Raw genomic sequence first — 20,373 nt, forward strand, 5'->3', positions numbered from 1 at the left:
CGATTTATGTTGCAGTGCGGAAATTGGAAATCCGCGCGGCCATGATCGATTTTATCGATCAAAAAGGTCTTGAATTGTCAATCTTTCGAACACATGTCGCGCCGCTTGCATCACTGTCAGGACCAGCTGCGCGCCAGCTTCTCCGCCGTCGCGTCGATCGCGCCCGGCCCGGTATTGCCGACCAGCGCATAGGACATGTCGCCGCGGCGCCAATAGGCCACCGATTGCGCGCCTTCTCGCACCGCGTCGGGGCGTTCGGGCGCCCCCGAACGCTGGTGCAGCGCAAAGAGCGACAGCGGATCGCCCGCCTGGGTGCGCACCGCAACGAGCAGGGCCGGGCCGCGCTCGGTCGGGAAAAGCTGAACGTCGGTGATCTTCCAGCTCTTCGGCACGCTGGGGATCGCGATATTGGTGCTACTCGCAATCTCGCGCGCGTCGTAATGGGGCGTTTCGGCCTGCGAATCGAGCCCGGCGCGCATCATCGCGATGCGGTGCGACGAGATCGCATAATCGACGTAGGCGGGCGGTCCCTGGGTTGCGACGAACAGCAGCGCGACAACCGCCGCGGCGACCGAGGTACCGCCGACCGACATCCAGCGACCCCAGCGCCGCACCGGCTCTGCCAGATCGCGGCCGAGCGCCGCGACCGCGGCGGGCATCGCGCGCTTGTCCTGCGCCAGAAGCTGCAAGGCGCTGCGCGCGCCGAGATCGCCCATCACGCGTGCGGCGAGGTCGGGGTGACGGCGCAGATGATCCTCGACGGCGAAACGCCCTTCGACATCGAGTTGCCCGTCGACATAGGCGGCGAGTTCGCTTTCGTTCGGCCCGTCAGTCATCCTGTCCTCCAACCAGTCGCAGCGGCGCGGCGCGGCGCCGTCCGTCTGTGTCCTCGCGTCCATTTTCGAGATCGCGGAGCGCCGCGCGCGCGCGCGCAACGCGCGACATCACCGTTCCGATCGGGACGGCCAGAAGGTCGGCGCATTGCTGATAGCTGAGGCCTTCGACCGCGGTCAGGTGCAGCACCGCGCGATGATGGTCGGGAAGCGCGGCGAAACTGTGCGCAATCTCGCGCAGCCGCGCATGATGTTCCTGAGCCGCGTCGGCCTGCGTCGCCAGCGTATCGGCGAAACGATCGTTGCGCCGCGCCTCGGCCGCGCGGCGCCGCGTGCCCGATACGAAGACATTGTGGACGATCGCGAGCAGCCAGCCCCGGCGGTTGCCCTCGGCCCGAAAGGTGTCGCGCCGTTCGATCGCGCGCAGCAGCGCATCCTGCACCACATCGTCGGCATCCTGATCGTCGCGCGCGAGCGCGCGCGCATAGCGCCGCATCGCGGCGAGATCGCCGTCGATATCGGGGTCGGCGTCGCGGCCCTTGCGCATCGAAACTCCTCAGGCGACTCTCGCCAGCGCCGCGATAGTAGCGGTTCCGGCGAGCCGGCCATAGAGCGCCGCGACCCCGGCGAGAATATCGTCCCAGCAATAGCGGTCCGCGGCCGCCGCAGCAGCGCGGCGCAGCACCGCGAGCTGCGCGGGTTCGTCGATAAGCTGCGCGATCGCATCGGCATAGGCCGCGGCGTCGTGCGGCGGGACCAGCAGGCCGGTGCCGCCATGCACGATCAGCGACGAGGCGCTGGGAACGTCGGCCGACACCACCCCGATCCCCGATGCCATCGCCTCCAGATTGACGTTGCCGAAAGCCTCGGTCACGCTGGGATTGACCAATATGTCGGCGCTCGCCACCGCGCAGCCAAGGTCGGCGCCGGCCAGATGGCCGAGGAAGGCGACATTGGGCAGTCGCCGCGCGAGCCAGTCGCGCGCCGGTCCTTCGCCGACGATCATCGGGCGCACATTATAGCCGCGCGCGCGGAGCGCCTCGATCGCGTCGGCAAAGACGCCGAGCCCCTTTTCGAGCACGAGCCGCCCGAAGAAGAGCGGCACCACATCGCCGGGTGCATAGCCGAGCCGGGCGCGAAAGGCGTTGCTGCGCAGCGCGGGATGAAAGGCGGTGCGGTCGACCCCGCGCGACCAGATCGACACATTGTCGCGGCCGTAGAGCGCCGCGAATTCGTCGAGGATCGGCGCCGTCGGCAGAAGGATATGGTCGGCATCGCCGTAGAAGCGCCGCAGATAGGCCTCCATCGGCCGGCGCAGAAAGCCGAGATGATAATATTCGGGGTAGGTTTCGAAGCGCGTGTGGAGGCTCGCGACTACCGGAATGCCGGCGGCCCGCGCATATTTTTGCGCCTGGCGGCCCAAGATATCGGGCGCCGAGAGATGGACGATATCCGGGGCAAATGCCTCAAGGTCGGCGCGGGCAGCGCCCGTGAAGCCAAGCGCGAGGCGATATTCGGGGCGCCCCGGGATGCTTGCAGAGCGCACCGAGACAATATCGCCGACCGATTCGAACGCCTTCGTCGGCGCGGTCGGCGAATAGATGCGGACCGCCATGCCCGCGCGATCGAGCAGATAGGCGACGAGGCGGTTGAGCGCCCGATTGGCCCCGTCGCGCACGCAGTCGTAATTGCCCGAGAAGAGCGCGATGCGCAGCGGCCGGCCGGCGGGCGAACGCCCCGCGACCCGGCCCGATTCCAGATCATGCTTCATGCCCCGTTTACGCCCCCGCGGCGCGGCTTATTCCATCGGCGCGCTCGGCGCGCTAAGATTATGGCTGCAAAGGAGAGACGGAGATGATCGGACTGTTCGCGGCGATTTCGGCGGCACTGGCGGTCGCGGCGGGTGCCTTCGGGGCGCATGGCGCGGCGGGACCGCAGGAGGCCGACTGGCTGCGCACCGGCGGCCTGTATCAACTGGTCCACGCTGTTGCGGCGCTCGCGATCATGGGGACCGCACGCGGCCCGGCGATCATGCTGCTGATCGGCGGCGGACTTTTCGCCGTCACCCTCTATGCGATGGCGCTCGGCGGGCCGCGCTGGCTGGGCGCCGTCACGCCCGTGGGCGGCACCCTGCTGATCGCCGGCTGGCTGTGGGCCGCGTGGTTCTACTGGCGCGGCTGATGCGTGCCTGTATCGGCGCTTCGATCGAGGGGCGAGCCGCAGCCCCCCCCTTCGGCTATGGCGCTAGGGTATGAACCATTGCAGCCCTTCGGCACGATGGCGCTGCATGCGGTCTTCGTGAAATTCGAAGGTGCCGGGAAAGGGATTGCGTTCGAGTAGCGGACGATCGGCGAAGCGCATGGCATATTCCTGGCCGCCGTAGGGACGCCAGCGGACTGCCGACGGCGCGACCGGCTTTGCGGTCGCGGCAAAGCTGGTCCAATAGTCGATCATCTGCTCCGCGAGCCGCACCTCGGCCGGTCCCTCCGCCGCAGGCCAGTTGCGCGACCCCGCGACCGGACGCCCGGCAATGCCGAAGACGAACGGTAGCTCGCTCGCATGAAAGGCGCAAAGATCTCGCGCGCGGGCGGCCGGGTAGCAATGATCGAAGACGTAAAGATAAGCCGGCGCTCCGGCCGCGGTCTGCGCGCGGACCAGACGTTCGGTTGCCCATCCGTAGATGGTGTCGCGCGTCGCGGCGAGCATGCTCTCCGTCCCGCCCGACGCCGGATACAGCTTGAGATAGGCGGCGGCGAGATCGCCGTAACGCTTCGCGGCCGCCGCCGCATAGTCCGCCGGGTCGCCCGGTATGGCCGGCACGAGCCGCCGCTGCGATCGCAACTCGCCGCTGTTGAAGCCGGCGAGCAGCGGCACCTTCATCTGCGCGCTGCGGTCGAGGATGTTGACGAGCTGGTCGGGGACGACCACGCCATCGACGACCGGCTGCGCGGGGAAACGGGCGCGAACCGCCGCCGCCAGCAAAGCATCGGGATCGACGGCGCGCAGCGCGGCGATGTCGGCAGCGCCCAGCGCTTCGCCCAAAGCCTGCCCGCTCGCTTCGGCGGATGGCAGACCGAACGCCGCTTCGCGCAGGCGCGGCATCGCGCGCATATTGGTGCTCTGGACGATCGCCTTGGCGAACAAGCCGCGGGCTCGCGGGCTGGCGAGAAGATAGGAGACGCTGAGCCCCCCGGCCGATTCTCCCATCGCAGTCACATTGGCAGGATCGCCGCCGAAGGCCGCAATATTGCGCTGCACCCAGCGGAGCGCCGCCATCTGGTCGAGCAGGCCGTAGTTGCCTGAGACATTCTGAGGCGATTCGGCGCTTAGCCCCGGGTGCGCAAACCAGCCGAAGACGCCGAGGCGATAGTTGATCGACACGAAGACGATCCCGCGTCGGGCGAATTCGCGTCCGTCGTACATCAGGCTCGCGCTGCCGCCAAATTGCAGCGACCCGCCGTGAATCCACACGATCACCGGCGCCTTCTTCGCCCCCGCCGGCGCCCAGATGTTGAGCGTCAGGCAATCCTCGCTCTGGGGGCGGGGCGCTTCGAAATAGACGCTGTCGGCGGGATAGGCGGGCTGGACGCAGTCGGGTCCGAACTCGGCCGCCTGTCGCAGGCCCGACCAGGATGGCGGCGCTTCGGGCGACTGCCACCGCCGCTCGCCCACGGGCGGCGCGGCATAAGGCAAGCCGCGGAATATGCGCACATTGTCCTGCCATGTGCCGGCGACGCGTCCTTCGCCGACGGTCGCCGTCGGCGCTTCGCGGGGGGCGGGTGCGGCCCCCGACAGACCAAGGACGGCGCACAGGCCGATGACGATCTTTCCAAGCGGCGACAGGCCCATCAGCGCATTTCCTCTTCCCGGCGGCGATGCTTGCCATCGTCCACCCGAGTATCTACGCTCACTTGTGAGTGAATATCAAGCCGCCAGCCGGCATTGACCGGCACGGGCGCCGCGTCACAATGTCCCGCGGTCTGAAAACAGCGGCGGGAACAGCCGCAAGGGAGAGCCGATGACCGATCCGACGAGGCGCCATTTCATCACCGCCGCGACCGCCCTTCCCGTCGCCGCCAGCGCCGCGAGCGCGGGCGCCGCGATGACCGACACGATCGCGAGCGACCTTGCCGCCTATATCGGTTTCGGCAACAAGCGCGCAGGCGGCGCCGGCGACAATGCGTGCGGCCACTGGCTCGCCGATCAGCTCACGCGCGCCGGCTACGCGGTTGAAAAGCCGGCCATCTCTGTTCCCCATTTCGACGCCGGAGCGTGCGACATGGTCGTCGGCGACACCCGCGCCGCGCTGATGCCGCAGCCGATCTTGACACCGACCGCCGCCGGGGGCGTGACGGGGCCACTGGTGCGCGTCGATGCGCAGGGCCGCGCCGACGCGCCGTTGGCAGGCGCGATCGCGCTCGTCGACCTGCCCTATGGCCGCTGGTCGTCGGCGCTCGCCAAACCGATTCGCGCGCCCGTCGAGACCGCCTTCGCGGCGGGCGCCAGGGCGGCGGTGATCGTCACCAACGGGCCGACGGGCAAGATCATCGCGCTCAATGCCGATGGCCGAGCGCCGATGTTCGCGGGTCCGGTCGGTCTGCTCGCGCCTGCCGACGCCGCACCTTTTTGGGAGGCAGCGATGCGCCATGCCGCGGCGACTGTTTGCCTGACCGGCGAGGGCGGGCGGCGGGCCGCCTTCAATGTCATCGGGCGCCTCGACCGCGGCAAGGCGAAGTGGGTGGTCGTATCGACGCCGCGTTCGGGCTGGACCGACTGTGCGGGCGAGCGCGGCGGCGGCATTGCCGCATGGCTGGACCTGGCCCGCGGCATCCCGGCGCTGCTCCCCGACCACAACCTCGCTTTCCTGTGCAACAGCGGCCATGAATATGAAAATCTGGGCGCCGAGGAGGCGCTGAAAGCGGTGGCCCCCAAGCCCGACGCGACGCATTTCTGGCTCCACCTTGGCGCCAACCTCGCGGCGCGTGACTGGCACGAAGGCCTGTTCGGCCTCGCCCCGCTGGCTGGTACCGATTCGCAGCGCTATCTGGTCGTCAGCCCATCGCTCCTTGCGACCGCGCGGCGCCTGTTCGCGGGCTTTGCCGGACTTGAAAGCCCTTACCCCAGCGACAAATTGTCGGCCGGCGAACTCACCGCGATCATCGCCGCAGGCTACACCTCGGTCGCAGGCATTTTCGGCGTCCATCGTTTCCATCATGTCGAAGGCGACGATGCGCGCTGCGTCGATGCGGGTGCGGTCGCGGCGACGACCGCCGCCTTCCGGAAGCTGCTCCTTGCCGCGGCCGCGCCAAGATAGTGTAGGATTCTAGATCCGGTTCGCGCGTACGATCGCGCCGAAGTGATGCGCGCTGGGTCGCGGGGCGCGGACGAAAGTGTCGCGATCGACCGCGGCCAGCCCGAAGGGCACCGAATAGCCCGACGTCCATTCGAAATTGTCGAGCAGCGACCAGTAGATATAGCTGTGGACGGCAATGCCTTCGTCGAGACAGGCGCGGACGCCGTCGAGCGCCGCATCGATGAAGGCCACGCGGCGCGCATCGTCGGCGACGGCGACCCCGCTTTCGGTGACATAGATGGGCTTGCCGATCGTCCGGTGCGCCCAGCGGATCGTATTCGCCAAGGCCTGCGGATAAAATTCATAACCCGACAGCGTCTTTTCGGCGTCCTTCGGGGGCGGCACCATGCCCTTTTCGTCGAAGACGAGCCGCGTGTAGCATTGCACCCCGAAGAAGTCGGCGTGGTCGCGGGCGACATCGATCCAGTTGCCGTAGAGCCGCCGCTCATAATCGGCGACGAGCGACGGCGCGCCCGCCGACTGGATATCCTGAGTCGTAAGCGTGATGCCGACCGGAAGTTCGGGCCGCGCTGCCTTGATCGCCGCATAGGCCCGACGATGCGCCTCCTGCATCAGCGGGGTCGTAACCGCAGGATCGGCGAAGGCGAGGCGCGAGAATTTGGGCGATCCGGTTGCGGCGACCGCGGCCGCCTGCGCCGCCCGTTGCAGCTCCGCACCGGCTTCCGACTGGGGGAACAGCGACACGAGCAGGCCGATATTGGCTTCGTTGAAGGTGGTGACGAGATGCATCAGCCCGCCGAGCCGCTCGGCGACCCTGGCGCAATAGCGCGCGAAGAGCTGCGGCGCGTCGGCGACCTCGAACCCGCCACGCTTCGCGAACCACAGCGGCACGGTGAAGTGGCTCAGCGTCACGACGGGGGCCAGCCCCCGCGCGCGGCAGGCAGTCAGCACCCGGGCATAATGGTCGAGTTCGGCGTTCGAGAAATGCCCCTCGCTCGGCTCGATTCGCGCCCATTCGATACCGAGCCGATAGCAGTTCAGCCCCAATTGCTGCGCGAGCGCGAAATCCTGATCGTAGCGGTGATAGCTGTCGCACGCGTCGCCCGACCGCTCCTTGAACAGCGTCGGTTCGATATTCTCGGCAAGCCAGGCGTCGCTGTTGGTGTTGTTCCCTTCGCTCTGATGCGCCGAGATAGCCGCGCCCCACAGAAAGCCCTTCGGCGCGGGCTTGCGCCGCGCCGACGCCGGGGCGTTGCCAAGCAGCACCGGCGCGGCGGCGGCGCCGACCGCCCCCTGGATCAGCGCACGGCGCGCAATGGCATCGCCCCCGCTCATGCCTCGATGTCGCGCTTGTAGGTTTCGGGCAGGAACAGGATGCCGACGACCGCGGTCACCGCCGCAATGATGACTGCATACCACAGCCCCTGATAGATATTGCCCGTCGCCGCGACCATCGCGAAGCCGATCGTCGGCATGAAGCCGCCGATCCAGCCGTTGCCGATGTGATAGGGCAGCGACAGCGAACTGTAACGGATGCGCGCCGGGAACAGCTCGACGAGCAGTGCGGCGAGCGGGCCATAGACCATCGTCGCGAGCAGTCCGAAGACGCAGAGGATCAGAATCACCTTCGTCTTGTTGACCTGCGCCGGATCGGCTTTGTCGGGATAGCCCGCCGCATCGAGCGCCGTTTTCGCCTCGCGCCCGAAGGCGGCGACCACCGCCGCCCGAGCATCCTTGTCGAGCCCCACCGGGTCGGCGACGGCGATCACGCGGTCGCCGACGCGCACCGACGCGGCGCTTCCCGCCGGCGCATCGCGGTTGGCATAGTTGATGCCGTTCTTTGCCAGATAGGATTTGGCGATGTCGCAACTCGATTGGTCAAAGCTGTTCTTGCCGATCGGGTCGAACTGGAACGAGCATTCGCCGGCATCGGCCACGACCGTGACCGGCGCGCGCTCGACCGCCGCGGCCATCGCAGGGTTCGCGGCGACAACGAGCGCCTTGTAGAGCGGAAAATAGACGAACACCGCGATCACGCAGGCGGTCATCATGATCGGTTTGCGGCCGATACGGTCACTGAGCCAGCCGAAGAAGACGAAACTTGGAATGATGATGAGGAGCGCCGTCGCGACCAGGAAATTGGCGGTCGCGCCGTCCACCCGCGCGATACGTTCGAGGTAGAAGAGCGGATAGAGGTGCGCGGCAAAGCCGATCACCGCCTGCCCCGCCACCGCCCCGAACAGCGCAATGAGCACGATCTTCAAATTGCGCCATTCGCCAAAGGCCTCTTTCAACGGCGCCTTCGACGTCGCGCCGGCCGCCTTCATCCGTTGGAACACCGGGCTTTCCTCAAGCTGCAGGCGTATCCACAGCGCGACCGACAGCAGCACGATCGAAAAGATGAAGGGAAGCCGCCAGCCCCAGGCGTTGAAGGTATCGGCATCCATGAACAATCGCAGCGACACGACAAAGGTCGACGCCAGGATCAGCCCGATCATCGCCGTCGTCTGGATGAAGCTGGTGTAGAGGCCGCGTTTTCCGGGCGGGGCATGTTCGGCGATATAGACGGCGGCGCCGCCATATTCGCCGCCGATCGCCAGTCCCTGCAGCAGACGCAGCAGCATCAGGATGATCGGTGCCGCGACCCCGATCGTATCATAGCCGGGCAGAAAGCCGACCGCGAAGGTCGACAGTCCCATGATCGCCATGGTGACGAGGAAGGTATTCTTGCGGCCGACGATGTCGCCGACGCGGCCGAACACGAGCGCGCCGAACGGCCGCACCGCAAACCCCGCAGCAAACGCCATCAGCGCAAGGATGAAGCCCGTCGTTTCGTTCACCCCCGAAAAGAAGTGATGCGAAAGCGCCGTGGCGAGCAGGCCATAGAGATAGAAGTCATACCATTCGAACACTGTCCCCAGCGACGAAGCAGCGATCACCAGCTTCTCATTCTGGCCCTTGCCCGCTTCGGGCGCGGCCTGGCTGTCGGTCGTCATATCCTTCTCCCTTCATCCCGGCAGCGACGGCGGGCTCTTGACCGGCCCGTCCGCCACGCCCCGGGGATTGTCAGCGTTGCACCGCCATCGTCGGCGCCGTGAAACCCGCATTCGCCAGTTCGCGCTCGGCCTGCGTGAAGCCATAGGCCGGCACGACCTCGCCGCGGCGATCGGTGATGCGGTCCCATTCCGAAACCACGCGCGCGGCCGCATCCTCGCCGCGGCCCACGAACAGCCCGTCGGTCAGCGTGACATGCGCGCTCGCGAAATGCCCGGCCCCCGCACAGAGGATGGCGCGCGTCGGCGCGGTATCGCCGACCAGCGCGAGCAGCCCGGGGCTCACCGCCTCGGGCGCCAGCCGCGCCAGCGCTTCCGGCGCGAGTACGCCGTCGGTCATCGCCGTCGCAGCGGTCGGCGCCAGACAATTGACCCGGATATTGTGCCGTTCGCCTTCGAGCGCGAGCGTCTGCATCAGGCCGACGAGTGCCATCTTGGCAGCGCCGTAATTGGCCTGGCCGAAATTGCCGTAGAGCCCCGACGAAGAGGTCGTCATCACGATGCGTCCGAAGCGTCGCTCGCGCATCTGGTCCCACACTGCCTTCGAACAGATGGCGGCGCCCATCAGATGGACGTCGATGACCAGACGGAAATCGTCGATGTCCATCTTCGCAAAGCTCTTGTCGCGCAGGATGCCGGCATTGTTGATCAATATGTCGATCCCGCCACATGCCGCGGTCACATCATCGACCATCGCCGCGACCTCAGCGGTGTCGGTAACCGAAGCGGGCGCCGCGATCGCTTGCCCGCCCGATGCGACGATCTCGCCCGTCACGGCTTCGGCGGCGGCGGCGTCGCGATCGTTGACGACAACGCGCGCGCCATGGCCTGCCAGCATCAGTGCGTGGGCGCGGCCCAGCCCGCCGCCCGCCCCGGTCACGATCGCTACCCGGTCCTGCAAGTCCTTCTTCATCGCCGCCCTCTCGCTTTCAAATCATAACTCACTTGTGAGTGAATTTACGCTGGTGCGCTGTCAGCCGCGGTAGACACGCAGCGCACGCTGGCTTTAACCCCTGTCCCGCTTTCGCTGCTCGCAAATTTCGCGGAAACCCGCCGCCATGAAGCGCGCCATCCGGTGCTTTACCGCTTCATAATCGTCCGACAGGCACAGGCCGTGCGACAATTTGTCGATACGCCCGGTCCGCGCGAGCGTGAGCATCAGCGCGCCGGTCACGAAGTGATAGCCCCAGAAAATATCTTCCTCGGCCGCGTCGGGCAGCGCCTTTTTCAATATGTCGATCAGCCGCAGGACCACGGGATCGAAATATTTGTCCATGAATTCCGCGCCTTCGGGGCTGTTCGACGCCTGCGCACCAAAGGCCCCGTAATTCTTCCACCCCTCGCCGCCCTGGATGTAGAGGTCGAGGTCTGTGTCGAGAAAGGCGTGCAGCGCACCTTCGACCGTCGGCTTGCCGGCGGCGGCGCGCTCATAATCGTCGAGCGCCTGCATCCGCCGATCGATCGTAACGACGGCGCGGCGCGCGAAAACGGCATCGAACAGCGTCTGCTTGTCGTCGAAATAATAGTTCAGCAGCGTGTGGTGCACGCCAACCTGCTTTGCGACATCCTTCAGCGTGACACCGTGAAAGCCATGCTTCGAAAACAGAAGTTCGGCGACGTCGAGAATCTGCTCCATCATTTCGGCGCGCTGTTCCGCCTTCGATGGCCGCTTTGCCGCAGTCTTTGCCTTCGACGCCAAATTCACTTCCTTCCGGGGCTTCGTTCAATCGGGTGCGACCGCGTGGGCCTACACCTGTCCATATTCCGCCCGCAATTGCATTTTGTCGATCTTGCCCGTCGGTGCGAGCGGCATCGCGGCCAGACGCACGACGGCATCGGGAACCCACCAGGATGCGACGCGGCCATCGAGCGAACCCAGCAGATCGGCATCGCTGATCGCATCGTCGCAGGTTTCGACGAGCAGGATCGGCCGCTCGCCCCATTTGGGATCGCTGCGTCCGATCACCGCGGCGAGCGACACTTGTGGCAGCCCCGCGACGATCGCCTCGATCTCGGCGGGATTGATCCACTCGCCGCCCGATTTGATCAGATCCTTGGCGCGCCCGGTAATGGTCAGATTGCCCCCGGCGTCGATCCGCGCGAGGTCGCCGGTGTCGAACCAGCCGTCGGCATCGGTCGCCGGCTCGCTCTGCCCGAAATAGCGTTCCACGACCGAACCGCCGCGCACGCGCAAATGCCCCTCGGCACCGCGCTGCTCGGCGAGCGCCCGTCCGTTACCGTCGGTGAGCAGCAGGTCGATGCCCATCGCGGGGCGCCCCGACAGATCCGGTCGCCGTGCCGGGTCGCCCGGCAGCGCCGCCGTCCCCAGCGGCGACAACTCCGTCATGCCCCAGCTCGTCTGCACCTCGACACCCAGCCGCCGTTCGATCCGGTCCATCAGCGCCGGCGGCATCGACGACCCGCCGACCAGGATACGCTCAAGCGTCGGCACCTCGCCGCCCTCGGCCTCCAGATGCTCGACTAGCCCCAGCCACACCGTCGGCACGCCGACCGCCGCGGTAACGCCTTCGGCCCGGATCAGCCGGGCAAGATGCGCGCCGTCGCTGTGCCGTCCGGGCAGCACCAGCTTGGCGCCGACGGCCGGTGCGGTGAAGGGAATTCCCCACGCATTGGCATGGAACATCGGCACGACGGGCATCACCGCATCGCGCGCGGTAATGCCGAGAACGTCGGCCTGAAGCTGGCGCATCGTGTGAAGATAGCAACCACGATGCGTGTAGGTGACGCCCTTTGGCGCGCCCGTGCTGCCCGATGTAAAGCACAGCCCCGACGGGGTATTCTCGTCGAAATCGCCCCACGGCACATCGGCGGCCGCGCCAATGATATGCGGTTCGAGCGCATCCTCCCCTTCGGCCTCGTCGAGCAAAAGAATGCGCGGCGGCGCGCCGAGGCCGCGCGTCGCATCGCGCGCCAGACCCAGAAGGTCGGCGCTCGCCAGCAGCACCGACGCTTCCGACTGGCGCAGCATCGACCCGAGCTGCGCCGGGGTCAGGCGCGGGTTGAGCGTGTGACAGATCGCGCCCATCCCCATGATGCCGTACCACGCCTCGACATGGCCCTGCGTATTCCAGGCCAGCGTCGCGACGCGCGCGCCCATTGCGATCCCGAGCGCCGCCAGCGCCGCTGAAACGCGCAGCGCACGGTCCCGCAGCACCGCATAGGCAATGCGCCGCACGCCGCCGTCCAGTCCCGCCGACACCACTTCGGCGCCGGGATGCCATTTCGCGGCATGGGAGAGGAATTTGTCGAGCGTCAGGGCATAGGACTGCATCGAACCGTCGATCATTGGCACCCCTCGGCCTTCGGCGACAACGGCGGCGCGATGATGCCGACGTTCCAGTTCCACGCTATATCGCCCGCCGCGCGGCGGCGGCAGACCACCGCCTCGTGCAGCGCCGCGGTGCCGGGGAAGAGATTGTGGCCAGCGCGCGGTGTATCCGCGAAATGCAGAAAGCCGCGATCGTCGGTATAGTCGGGCCAGTCCGGCCAACCCTTGGCCTGGGGCTTGCCGGTGGCGGCGAAGCTCGCCCAATAATCGCCCATCGCTTCGCTGAGCTTGCGCTCGGCCAGCGTGTCGGGAATTTTCGGCCACAGCGGCGGGGTCCGCGACGCGGTGCCGAATACATAGGGCAGTTCGGAGGCGTGAAAGGCGTGGAGATTCCACTCCTGGGTCGCGGGATAGCCATGATCGAAGAGATAGAAATAGGCTCCCTTCCCCGCCGCCGCCTGGTCGGAAACCAGCCGCTCGGCGGTCCAGCCGTACATCGCATCGCGCGTCGCCGCGAGCATGCTTTCGTCGATGTTCTTGGCCGGATAGCGCGCGAGGAACATGTCGGCGAACTCGCCATAGCCAGCGCGAACCGCCGCCTGATAAGCGGCCGCATCGGCCGGCGGCTTCGGCAAGAGAAAGCGCAGCGACCGGATTTCGCCGCTGTTGAAACCCGCCAATATCGGCACCGGCGCCTGTTCACCGCGATCGAAGCTGTCGACGAGCTGGCGCGGCACCGTCTTGCCGTCGATCGCCGGAAAGGGGAAATAGCCCGTCGTCGGCACCTTGTCGGCGATCGTCTCGGCGGGCAGCGCCCGCAGCGCCGCAAGATCGGTCGCCCCAAGCTTGGCGGCCAGATCACTCCCCTGCTCTTCGGCCGGAACCATGCCGTTGACCCGGTCGCGCAGTGCGGGTGCCGACACCATATAGGCGCTCTGTGCCACCGCCTTGGCGAACAGGCCGCGCGCAGCGGGTGCCGTCATCAGATACATCACGCTGAGCGCACCGGCCGATTCGCCCGCGACGGTGACATTCGCCGCATTGCCCCCGAAGGCGCCGATGTTGCGCTTCACCCATTGCAGCGCCGCAATCTGGTCGAGCAGGCCGTAATTGCCCGACACATGATCGGGCGCCTCGGCGCTGAGCGCCGGGTGCGCGAAATAGCCGAACATGCCGAGCCGGTAGTTGATCGTCACCACGACAATCCCGCGCCGCGCCAGCGCGCTGCCGTCATAAATCGGTTCGGCACCCGATCCCGCCATCAGCGATCCGCCGTGTATCCAAACGAACACCGGCGCATTTTTCGCATTTTCGGGCGCCCAGACGTTGAGCGACAGGCAATCCTCGCTCATCGCGGGCAAGCTTCCCGCATAGATATTCCCGGCGCGCGGCTTGGGCTGCATGCACGCGGCACCGAACTGACTTGCGTCACGCACCCCGTCCCAGTCCGCCGCCGCCACCGGGGGGCGCCAGCGGCGCTCCCCGACGGGGGCCTGGGCATAGGGAATGCCGCGGAATATGCGGACGTCGCGTTCCACTACGCCGCGCACGCTGCCCGCGGGGGCCGCGACCAGCGGATCGGCATCCGCCGCCGCCGCGATCGGGGCCGGGAGAAGAAGCGAGAGCGCGAGCGCGCAGATCCGCAAGCGGGGCATGATGTCTCTCCTGCTCCGGCCGATCAGAAGCGATAGTCCGCGCGAACGCCGACGGTGCGCGGGCGCATCCGGGCGTAGCGACCGTCGAGGAAGGCTTCGGGATGGACGTAGGTGATCGAACTGTCGTTGAAGAGATTTTCGACATAGGCGGTCAGCCCGAGCGCGCCGATCTTGACCCCCGCGTAAAGGTTCACGTTGGTCCAGGCCTCGGTATAATCGAAGGTCGGGCTGACCACATTGGGCTTGCCCGGCACGTTCGGGAACTGGTTGGGGAATGACCCCGCATGCGACACGTTCACCGCGCCGAAGCCGCTGTTGCTGCCGGCCATCTGGAAATCATAGCGCAGCGTTGCCGAGCCCTGGAAATGGGGCGAGGCCAGCCGGGTGCCGACTTCGGCGCCCGAAATGGCCGCCTCGACCGCCGTCAGCTTGGTAACCTTCGCCTCATTGAACGATCCGTTGACCGCGAGGCTGAGGCCCTGGATGGGCCGCGCCATGATCTCGAACTCCAGACCATAGCTTTCGGCGCCCCCGATATTGGTCGCGAACTGGATCGAATCCGACACGCGGTTCGCCTGGACCTGGATATTCTTCCAGTCGATATAGTAGGCGGCCAGATTGGCGGTCAGATCGCCGCCCAGCCACCGGCCCTTTAGTCCGGCCTCATAGTTGGTCACGCTGTCCGAACGGGCGCCGCTGGGGATGACGATATCATTGGGGTCGATCGTGCTCACCAGCCCAGCGCGCGCATTGACCACCGGGGTGCGGAAGCCGGTCGACACCGTGACATAGGTCGTCAGATCCTCGCTCGGCTTCCACGACGCGCTCGCCTTCCACGACAGGCGGTCGTCCGAAACCTTCAGCCCCTCGGCATAGGGGATCGAGGTGATCGCGAGCGGCGGCACATAAAAGCCGCACGCCGCCGGGAAGGACAGGCAATAGGCGATGGTCAGGTAATTGCTATTGTAGCCGCCGCCGCGGGTGAAGCTTTGCACCTGCGTATTGCCGTAGCGCAGCCCGCCGGTGATCCAGAATTTGTCGCTGAACTTGTAGGTCAGCTCGCCGAAGCCCGCGACCTCGTTCTGGTCGGTATAGCTGTTGAAGCGCTGATAATATTCGTCCGGCAGCCCGACGATATTCTTCGCTGCTAGATATTCGGGGCTCGACCGGTAGGCGAAATCGACGCTCCGGCGCTTGTCATAATAGAAGAAGCCCGCAACCCACTGGAACGGCCCGTCGCCGCGCGAGACGAGCCGCGTTTCCTGAACGAACAGATCGTCATAACCATAGGCGTCGAGCGCGAAGGGGAAGGCCTGCGCATAGGTGCCGGCCAGGTCGACATAGAAGGACGCATCATAGGTCGACAGCGTCGTCGAACTGATCAGCTCGGCGAAATCAAACTCGTAATTGACCGTGAGATTATAGTTGGTGAGCTTGCCCTGAAACAGGTCGGGCCGGTCCGAATTGCGCACGAACTTGCCAAGCGTTGGGTTGATCAGGCCCGAATCGGCGGGCTTGCTGTTCTCATAGGAAATGAGCAGCTTCACCTTCATCCGGTCGCTCGGCCGCATCAGCAGGATCGCGCGGCCGCCATAGGCTTCAAGGCTGTTCGAATCCTTGATCCCGGTGCCGATATTGTCGACCCAGCCGTCTTCGTTGCGATAATAGCCGGTGATGCGAAGACCCATTTCGTCCTGCATGATCGGCACGTTGACCATCGCATTATAGCGCTGGCGCAGCGAACTCGATCCCGTCAGCCCCAGATCGACGCTCGCCGATGCGGCAAACGCGTTGAGGTCGGGGCTCTTCGTAATGATCCGCATCGCACCCGCCAGCGAGTTCGATCCGAACAGCGTCCCCTGCGGCCCGCGCAGAAACTCGACGCGCTCGACGTCGTAGAGATTGGGATCGAGGATGGTCGAATTGCCGTTCGCCGAGATCGGCAGTTCGTCGACATATATGGCAACCGCACTCTGCAGCCCCGCCGAATAGCCGTTGGTGTTGATGCCGCGGGCAGTGAAATTGTTGAAATTCTGCGTCGGACGGTTGACGACGATGCCGGGCGTATTCTGCGCGATACCTTCATAACCGACGATGCCCAGATCGTCGAGCTCGCGCTGGCCGAACGCCGTGACGCTGAGCGGCACGTCTTGCAGACGTTCGCTACGGCGCGTCGCGGTGACTATGATATCTTCGCTGGGCCGCGCGCCGTCCCGTGCCGCCTCGTCGGCGGGCGGCGGCGCGTCGGACGACTGGGCCTGGGCAGCAACGGGTAGCGCGAACAGGGCGACCGCCGAAGCGGACACGAGCAACGGTGCCTTCATGAAACCTCTCCCTCCTGGACGACCTTATCGAAGCCGTCTCTGCCCCGGATTTATGACCGCGGCCCGCTTCGATGTCAACACTCACTCACATGTGCGTGAATAAATGAAATGCCGCACGGGTGAAGCGGGCGAGCGCCGTTGCGATGCCTGGATATCTCGAACGGGGTAGGAAGCGAACGTTGCCACTTTCCCTAACCGCTCACCCTGAGCTTGTCGAAGGGTGGCCTGTGAACACCCTTCGACAAGCTCAGGGTGAGCGGAAATGTGGCGCCGCATAGTCCTCGCTTCTCGTCATGCTGAACTTGTTTCAGCATCCTTGGACGGAGCTTTCGTCCGGCGCAGCGCAAAAGGAAATGGCGGACCATGGATCCTGAAACAAGTTCAGGATGACGATGCTGTGAATGTCGCGCTTCGGTCGTTTCCGGTGGGAGCGAAAATGTCGTAGCCGAACGCCAGCGGCAATGTCGCACCATAAAGAGCAACGGAAAATGGCGCACCCGAAGTGAGAGTGATGGGCACTCAAATCACTGGGAAGTTTTGGTAGCGCGGTGCTGATTGGTTATGCTGACAATGATTTCCGCCATAGACCGGTAAGCCTCAACCCTTCACCATAGAGCCCTTTAGGAGCCGGGCATGGCCTGCCCTCGTCGATACTTACTGAAGTTATGGAACCCACCCCGGGTGGTCGATTGTCGCGTTCCTTGCGATACGCTCCACGCAATCCACTGAAATATCATACTGCTTCGCCGCTTCACTAATGACTCGCTGCTGACCACTTAGACCATAGACATCCTCCAACAGCACAAAAGTTTGGAATAACCGAGCGTATCAGCACGACGCGTCCGGACCCTGTTGAGCCTATGTCGCTGGCCACCATACGCCGCGCGCCCTCGCGCACCGTCAAAAAGACACCGCGCAGGTTCACGCTCACCGTGAGATCGAAATCGTCGACCGAAAGCCCGAGCGCGCTTCCAGCGGGACTGACGCCGGCATTCGCGATGACCGTGTCGACGACACCGAATGAACGCTCTGCCGCGTCATAAGCGGCAATGGTGGAGTCTTCGTCGGCCACGTCCATACCCGATCGCGATTGCCTCGCCCCCTGACTTGCGAATATCCGCCCAAAGTTCGTCAAGTCGTTCGGTTCGCCGGGCGGCCGCAATCACCCGTGCGCCCGATCGGGCAAGCAAGGTCGCAAAGCGGCGCCCGATCCCTGACGACGCGCCGGTCACCAGGGCAGTCCGGCCGGTCAGATCGAAAGTGAAATTTGCATGCATGCGCCAGCCTCGTCCTTCCTCACGGTCAATCTTCGGGAGCGATGCGTGCGCGCTTGATGGTCGATTCGGCCAGCCGGACCTGGCACGCGAGGCGCGACTGGCTTGTTCGACAACCGGTCGAATCGAGGAGGTCGTCCTCGTCCGCCGACGGCTCGGACAAATCGCCTCCGGACTCTTCGATATAGACATGGCAGGTCGCGCATGAGCAGCAGCCGCCGCACATCGCGAGCATTTCATCGACGCCGGCATCGCGAATGGCTTCCATCAGCGAATATTCGGGATCGGTGTCGATGATCCGATAGCTGCCGTCGCGCAGGACGATGATAATCTCTGGCATATCTGTTTCCTCAAATTTCAGGCTGACAATGGGTCGCGTCCGGGCCGCGTCTGCGCGACCGCTAGGGCAGCGAGGTCGGGAAAGGCCCGCGCGCGCTCATGCGCTTCTGCCGACGAGGCGGTGCCCCGGATGGCCCGCCCCTTGATCCCGTGGAAGATCGCAGCAAGGCGGAAGAAGTTGAACGCGATGGCGAACGCATAGTCGGTGTCGGGCATGCCGGTTCTGCGGCAATAATCGCCAACATACCGGGCTTCGGACGGAATGCCGAGCGCCTCTAGATCGGCACCCGCAAGCCCTGCCACGATGTGCGGCGGCATCCGGTACATCATCGCATGATAGGCAAAATCGGCCAAGGGATGGCCGAGCGTAGACAATTCCCAGTCGAGAACTGCCACGATCTGCGGTTCGGTCGGGTGGAAGATCATATTGTCGCATCGGAAGTCGCCATGGACGATGGCCGTTGCATTACTTTCCGGAAGATGCGCCGGAAGCCACTCGAGCATATAGTCCATATTCGGATCGCGCCCGGCGAGATCGTCGGCGAGATATGGTTTGGACCAGCGACCGATCTGCCGTGCGAAATAGTCGCCGGGTTTGCCGTAATCGCCGAGTCCCACCGCTAATTGATCGATCGCGTGAAGCCGGGAAATTGTCTCATTCATCGCATCGAAATAGGCGGACCGTTCTGCATGCGGAACAGACGGGAATGTCGCGTCCCAGAAGATCCGGCCCTCGACCATTTCCATGATATAGAAGGGCGTCCCGATAACAGTCGGCTCCTCGCATAACGCGAAGATATGCGGCACGGGAAAGCCGGCCGCCTTGAGCGCCGTCAGTACGCGAACTTCGCGTTCGATGGCGTGAGCGCCAGGGAGCAGCGGCCCCGGCGGCTTCCGCCGGAGCACATAATACGCGCACGGCGTGCAGAGCCTGTAGGTAGGGTTGGACTGACCGCCTTTGAAACGCTCTATACTGAGCGGCCCCGAAAAACCGTCGACATGCAAAACCAGCCAGTCGCGCAAGGCCGCTTCGTCGAAGGCGAAACCGTCGCGCACAGCCGCCGTGCCCGCCCCGTGCTCGCCTCCCACACTCACAAGCCAGCCTTCCAGTCGCGCTTGATCTTCTTGGCGAGGCTCCATTTGTGGACTTCAGTCGGGCCGTCATAGATGCGGAAGGCACGGACTTCGCGGAACACCTGCTCGACGATCGTCTTGTCGGTGACCCCGGTGCCGCCCATCACCTGGACGCAGCGGTCGGCGACGCGCATCAGCGCTTCCGACACCGCGACCTTTGCCATCGAGCTTTCGACGGTGCCGAGCGAGCCGGTGTCGAGCACGCCAGCGCACCAGTCGATCATCAGTTCGGCCTGTTTCAGGTCGATCATATTTTCGGCGAGCATGAAGCCGACACCTTCATGGTCGATCAGCGCCTTGCCGAACGCCTCGCGGCGGTTGGCATAGTCGGTCGCAATCTCGTGCGCGCGGATGCACGCGCCCAGCCAGCGCATGCAGTGCGACAGGCGCGCAGGCGAGAGACGGACCTGCGCATAACGAAAGCCTTCGCCCGCTTCGCCCAGCATCTGGTCGGCCGGAATGCGGAGGCTATCGATAGTGATCGTTGCGTGGCCGCCGGGCATCGAGTTGTCGATCGTGTTGGGTACGTCGTCGATGCGGATCGCGGGGTCCGGTAGGTCGACGAGGAACATGCAGGCGCCCTGTTCGGACTTCGCCATCACAATGCCCACCCGCGCGCCCAGCGCGCCGGTGATGAAGGTCTTGCGGCCGTTGACGACCCAGTGATTGCCGTCGAGGTGGCACGTCGTTTTCATCATCGACGGGTCAGATCCTGCGCCGCCCTCTTCGGCAGGCTCCGTCATGAAGAAGGCCGAACGGACGCTGCCTTCGACCATAGGCTTGAGAAACCGCTCCTTAAGTTCCGGACTCCCCTCCTTGCCCAGCAGATACATATTGCCCTCGTCGGGTGCCATCGTGTTACAGGCGAGCGGGCCGAGCGGCGACAGGCCGCTCTTGATCAGCACGACCGCGGTCTCGCGCTGGTTCAAATGACCGCCGTCGCCCAGGATATGCGGCGTCAACACCCCGGCGTTGCGGGCATGTTCGCGCATTTCCATCACGAGGTCGTCGGTCGGTGCGCCATGATGGTCGCGGCGCGGATCCTTCTCATAGGGAACGACGGTTTCGCGGACAAAGGTTTCGACCTTCGCGGCGATGGCGAGGGCGCGGTCAGAGATACTCATCGGCTATTGGCTCCGATCCTAATTGATGGGGTGG

At 65.4% G+C, this 20,373-nt stretch carries 18 protein-coding genes; 2 read left to right on the forward strand and 16 right to left on the reverse strand.

Annotation, left to right across the window (positions count from 1 at the left end; translation table 11 throughout):
- Positions 1-116: 116 nt before the first annotated feature.
- From AOA14_RS03520 to AOA14_RS03530, 3 genes are read right to left on the reverse strand one after another with little or no spacing between them, the layout of a single operon-like run.
- Positions 117-836, reverse strand: a complete 720-nt coding sequence (locus AOA14_RS03520) for an anti-sigma factor family protein (RefSeq protein WP_062900780.1) — start codon at positions 834-836, stop codon at positions 117-119.
- Entirely contained in the window at positions 829-1,380 is a 552-nt protein-coding gene (locus tag AOA14_RS03525; protein ID WP_062900781.1) for a sigma-70 family RNA polymerase sigma factor, read from the reverse strand. The genes AOA14_RS03520 and AOA14_RS03525 overlap by 8 nt, the downstream gene beginning before the upstream one ends.
- Positions 1,381-1,389: 9 nt before the next feature.
- The gene (locus AOA14_RS03530) at positions 1,390-2,604 is read right to left on the reverse strand and encodes a glycosyltransferase family 4 protein (RefSeq protein ID WP_062900782.1); all 1,215 of its coding nucleotides are present in this window, start codon (positions 2,602-2,604) and stop codon (positions 1,390-1,392) included.
- Between the two features lie 83 nt (positions 2,605-2,687).
- Here AOA14_RS03530 and AOA14_RS03535 point away from each other — a divergent pair, with 83 nt between their 5' ends.
- On the forward strand, positions 2,688-3,014 hold the full coding sequence (locus tag AOA14_RS03535; protein ID WP_062900783.1) for a DUF423 domain-containing protein: 327 nt from the start codon (positions 2,688-2,690) through the stop codon (positions 3,012-3,014).
- A gap of 63 nt (positions 3,015-3,077) precedes the next feature.
- On the opposite strand, the gene AOA14_RS03540 is transcribed toward AOA14_RS03535, so the two are convergent.
- Positions 3,078-4,682, reverse strand: coding sequence for a carboxylesterase/lipase family protein (locus AOA14_RS03540; protein WP_062900784.1), 1,605 nt, complete (start codon positions 4,680-4,682; stop codon positions 3,078-3,080).
- 169 nt (positions 4,683-4,851) lie between these two features.
- Between AOA14_RS03540 and AOA14_RS03545 the strand changes: the two genes are divergently transcribed.
- Positions 4,852-6,147, forward strand: coding sequence for a PA domain-containing protein (locus AOA14_RS03545; protein WP_062900785.1), 1,296 nt, complete (start codon positions 4,852-4,854; stop codon positions 6,145-6,147).
- A gap of 9 nt (positions 6,148-6,156) precedes the next feature.
- Here the strand turns inward: AOA14_RS03545 and AOA14_RS03550 are convergent, their stop codons facing one another.
- The 12 genes from AOA14_RS03550 to AOA14_RS03600 form a co-directional block, all read right to left on the reverse strand.
- Complete coding sequence (locus tag AOA14_RS03550; RefSeq protein WP_062900786.1) at positions 6,157-7,482, reverse strand: glycoside hydrolase family 1 protein; 1,326 nt, start codon at positions 7,480-7,482, stop codon at positions 6,157-6,159.
- A complete protein-coding gene (locus tag AOA14_RS03555; protein ID WP_062900787.1) occupies positions 7,479-9,143 on the reverse strand; it encodes an MFS transporter in 1,665 nt (554 codons plus the stop codon). The genes AOA14_RS03550 and AOA14_RS03555 overlap by 4 nt, the downstream gene beginning before the upstream one ends.
- 70 nt (positions 9,144-9,213) lie before the next feature.
- Positions 9,214-10,113 (reverse strand): SDR family NAD(P)-dependent oxidoreductase, encoded by a 900-nt coding sequence (locus AOA14_RS03560; RefSeq protein ID WP_062900788.1) that lies wholly within the window; start codon positions 10,111-10,113, stop codon positions 9,214-9,216.
- Between the two features lie 93 nt (positions 10,114-10,206).
- On the reverse strand, positions 10,207-10,899 hold the full coding sequence (locus tag AOA14_RS03565; RefSeq protein WP_082820024.1) for a TetR/AcrR family transcriptional regulator: 693 nt from the start codon (positions 10,897-10,899) through the stop codon (positions 10,207-10,209).
- Positions 10,900-10,947: 48 nt separating this feature from the next.
- Positions 10,948-12,507, reverse strand: a complete 1,560-nt coding sequence (locus AOA14_RS03570; protein ID WP_062902985.1) for an AMP-binding protein — start codon at positions 12,505-12,507, stop codon at positions 10,948-10,950.
- The gene (locus AOA14_RS03575) at positions 12,504-14,144 is read right to left on the reverse strand and encodes a carboxylesterase/lipase family protein (protein WP_062900789.1); all 1,641 of its coding nucleotides are present in this window, start codon (positions 14,142-14,144) and stop codon (positions 12,504-12,506) included. The genes AOA14_RS03570 and AOA14_RS03575 overlap by 4 nt, the downstream gene beginning before the upstream one ends.
- A gap of 23 nt (positions 14,145-14,167) precedes the next feature.
- Positions 14,168-16,468 carry a TonB-dependent receptor gene (locus AOA14_RS03580; protein ID WP_062900790.1) on the reverse strand — a complete coding sequence of 767 codons (2,301 nt, stop codon included), beginning with the start codon at positions 16,466-16,468 and terminating at the stop codon, positions 14,168-14,170.
- A 754-nt stretch (positions 16,469-17,222) separates the two neighbouring features.
- On the reverse strand, positions 17,223-17,546 hold the full coding sequence (locus AOA14_RS20050) for an SDR family NAD(P)-dependent oxidoreductase (RefSeq protein ID WP_238929718.1): 324 nt from the start codon (positions 17,544-17,546) through the stop codon (positions 17,223-17,225).
- Complete coding sequence (locus tag AOA14_RS20350; protein WP_367235796.1) at positions 17,506-17,745, reverse strand: SDR family NAD(P)-dependent oxidoreductase; 240 nt, start codon at positions 17,743-17,745, stop codon at positions 17,506-17,508. The genes AOA14_RS20050 and AOA14_RS20350 overlap by 41 nt, the downstream gene beginning before the upstream one ends.
- A 25-nt stretch (positions 17,746-17,770) precedes the next feature.
- Positions 17,771-18,082, reverse strand: a complete 312-nt coding sequence (locus AOA14_RS03590) for a 2Fe-2S iron-sulfur cluster-binding protein (RefSeq protein ID WP_062900792.1) — start codon at positions 18,080-18,082, stop codon at positions 17,771-17,773.
- Positions 18,083-18,099: 17 nt separating this feature from the next.
- Positions 18,100-19,221 (reverse strand): phosphotransferase, encoded by a 1,122-nt coding sequence (locus AOA14_RS03595; protein ID WP_082819805.1) that lies wholly within the window; start codon positions 19,219-19,221, stop codon positions 18,100-18,102.
- Positions 19,173-20,339, reverse strand: a complete 1,167-nt coding sequence (locus tag AOA14_RS03600; protein ID WP_062900794.1) for an acyl-CoA dehydrogenase family protein — start codon at positions 20,337-20,339, stop codon at positions 19,173-19,175. The genes AOA14_RS03595 and AOA14_RS03600 overlap by 49 nt, the downstream gene beginning before the upstream one ends.
- Positions 20,340-20,373: the final 34 nt, after the last annotated feature.

The sequence above is a fragment of the Sphingopyxis terrae subsp. terrae NBRC 15098 genome, assembly GCF_001610975.1.
Lineage (GTDB): Bacteria > Pseudomonadota > Alphaproteobacteria > Sphingomonadales > Sphingomonadaceae > Sphingopyxis > Sphingopyxis terrae_A.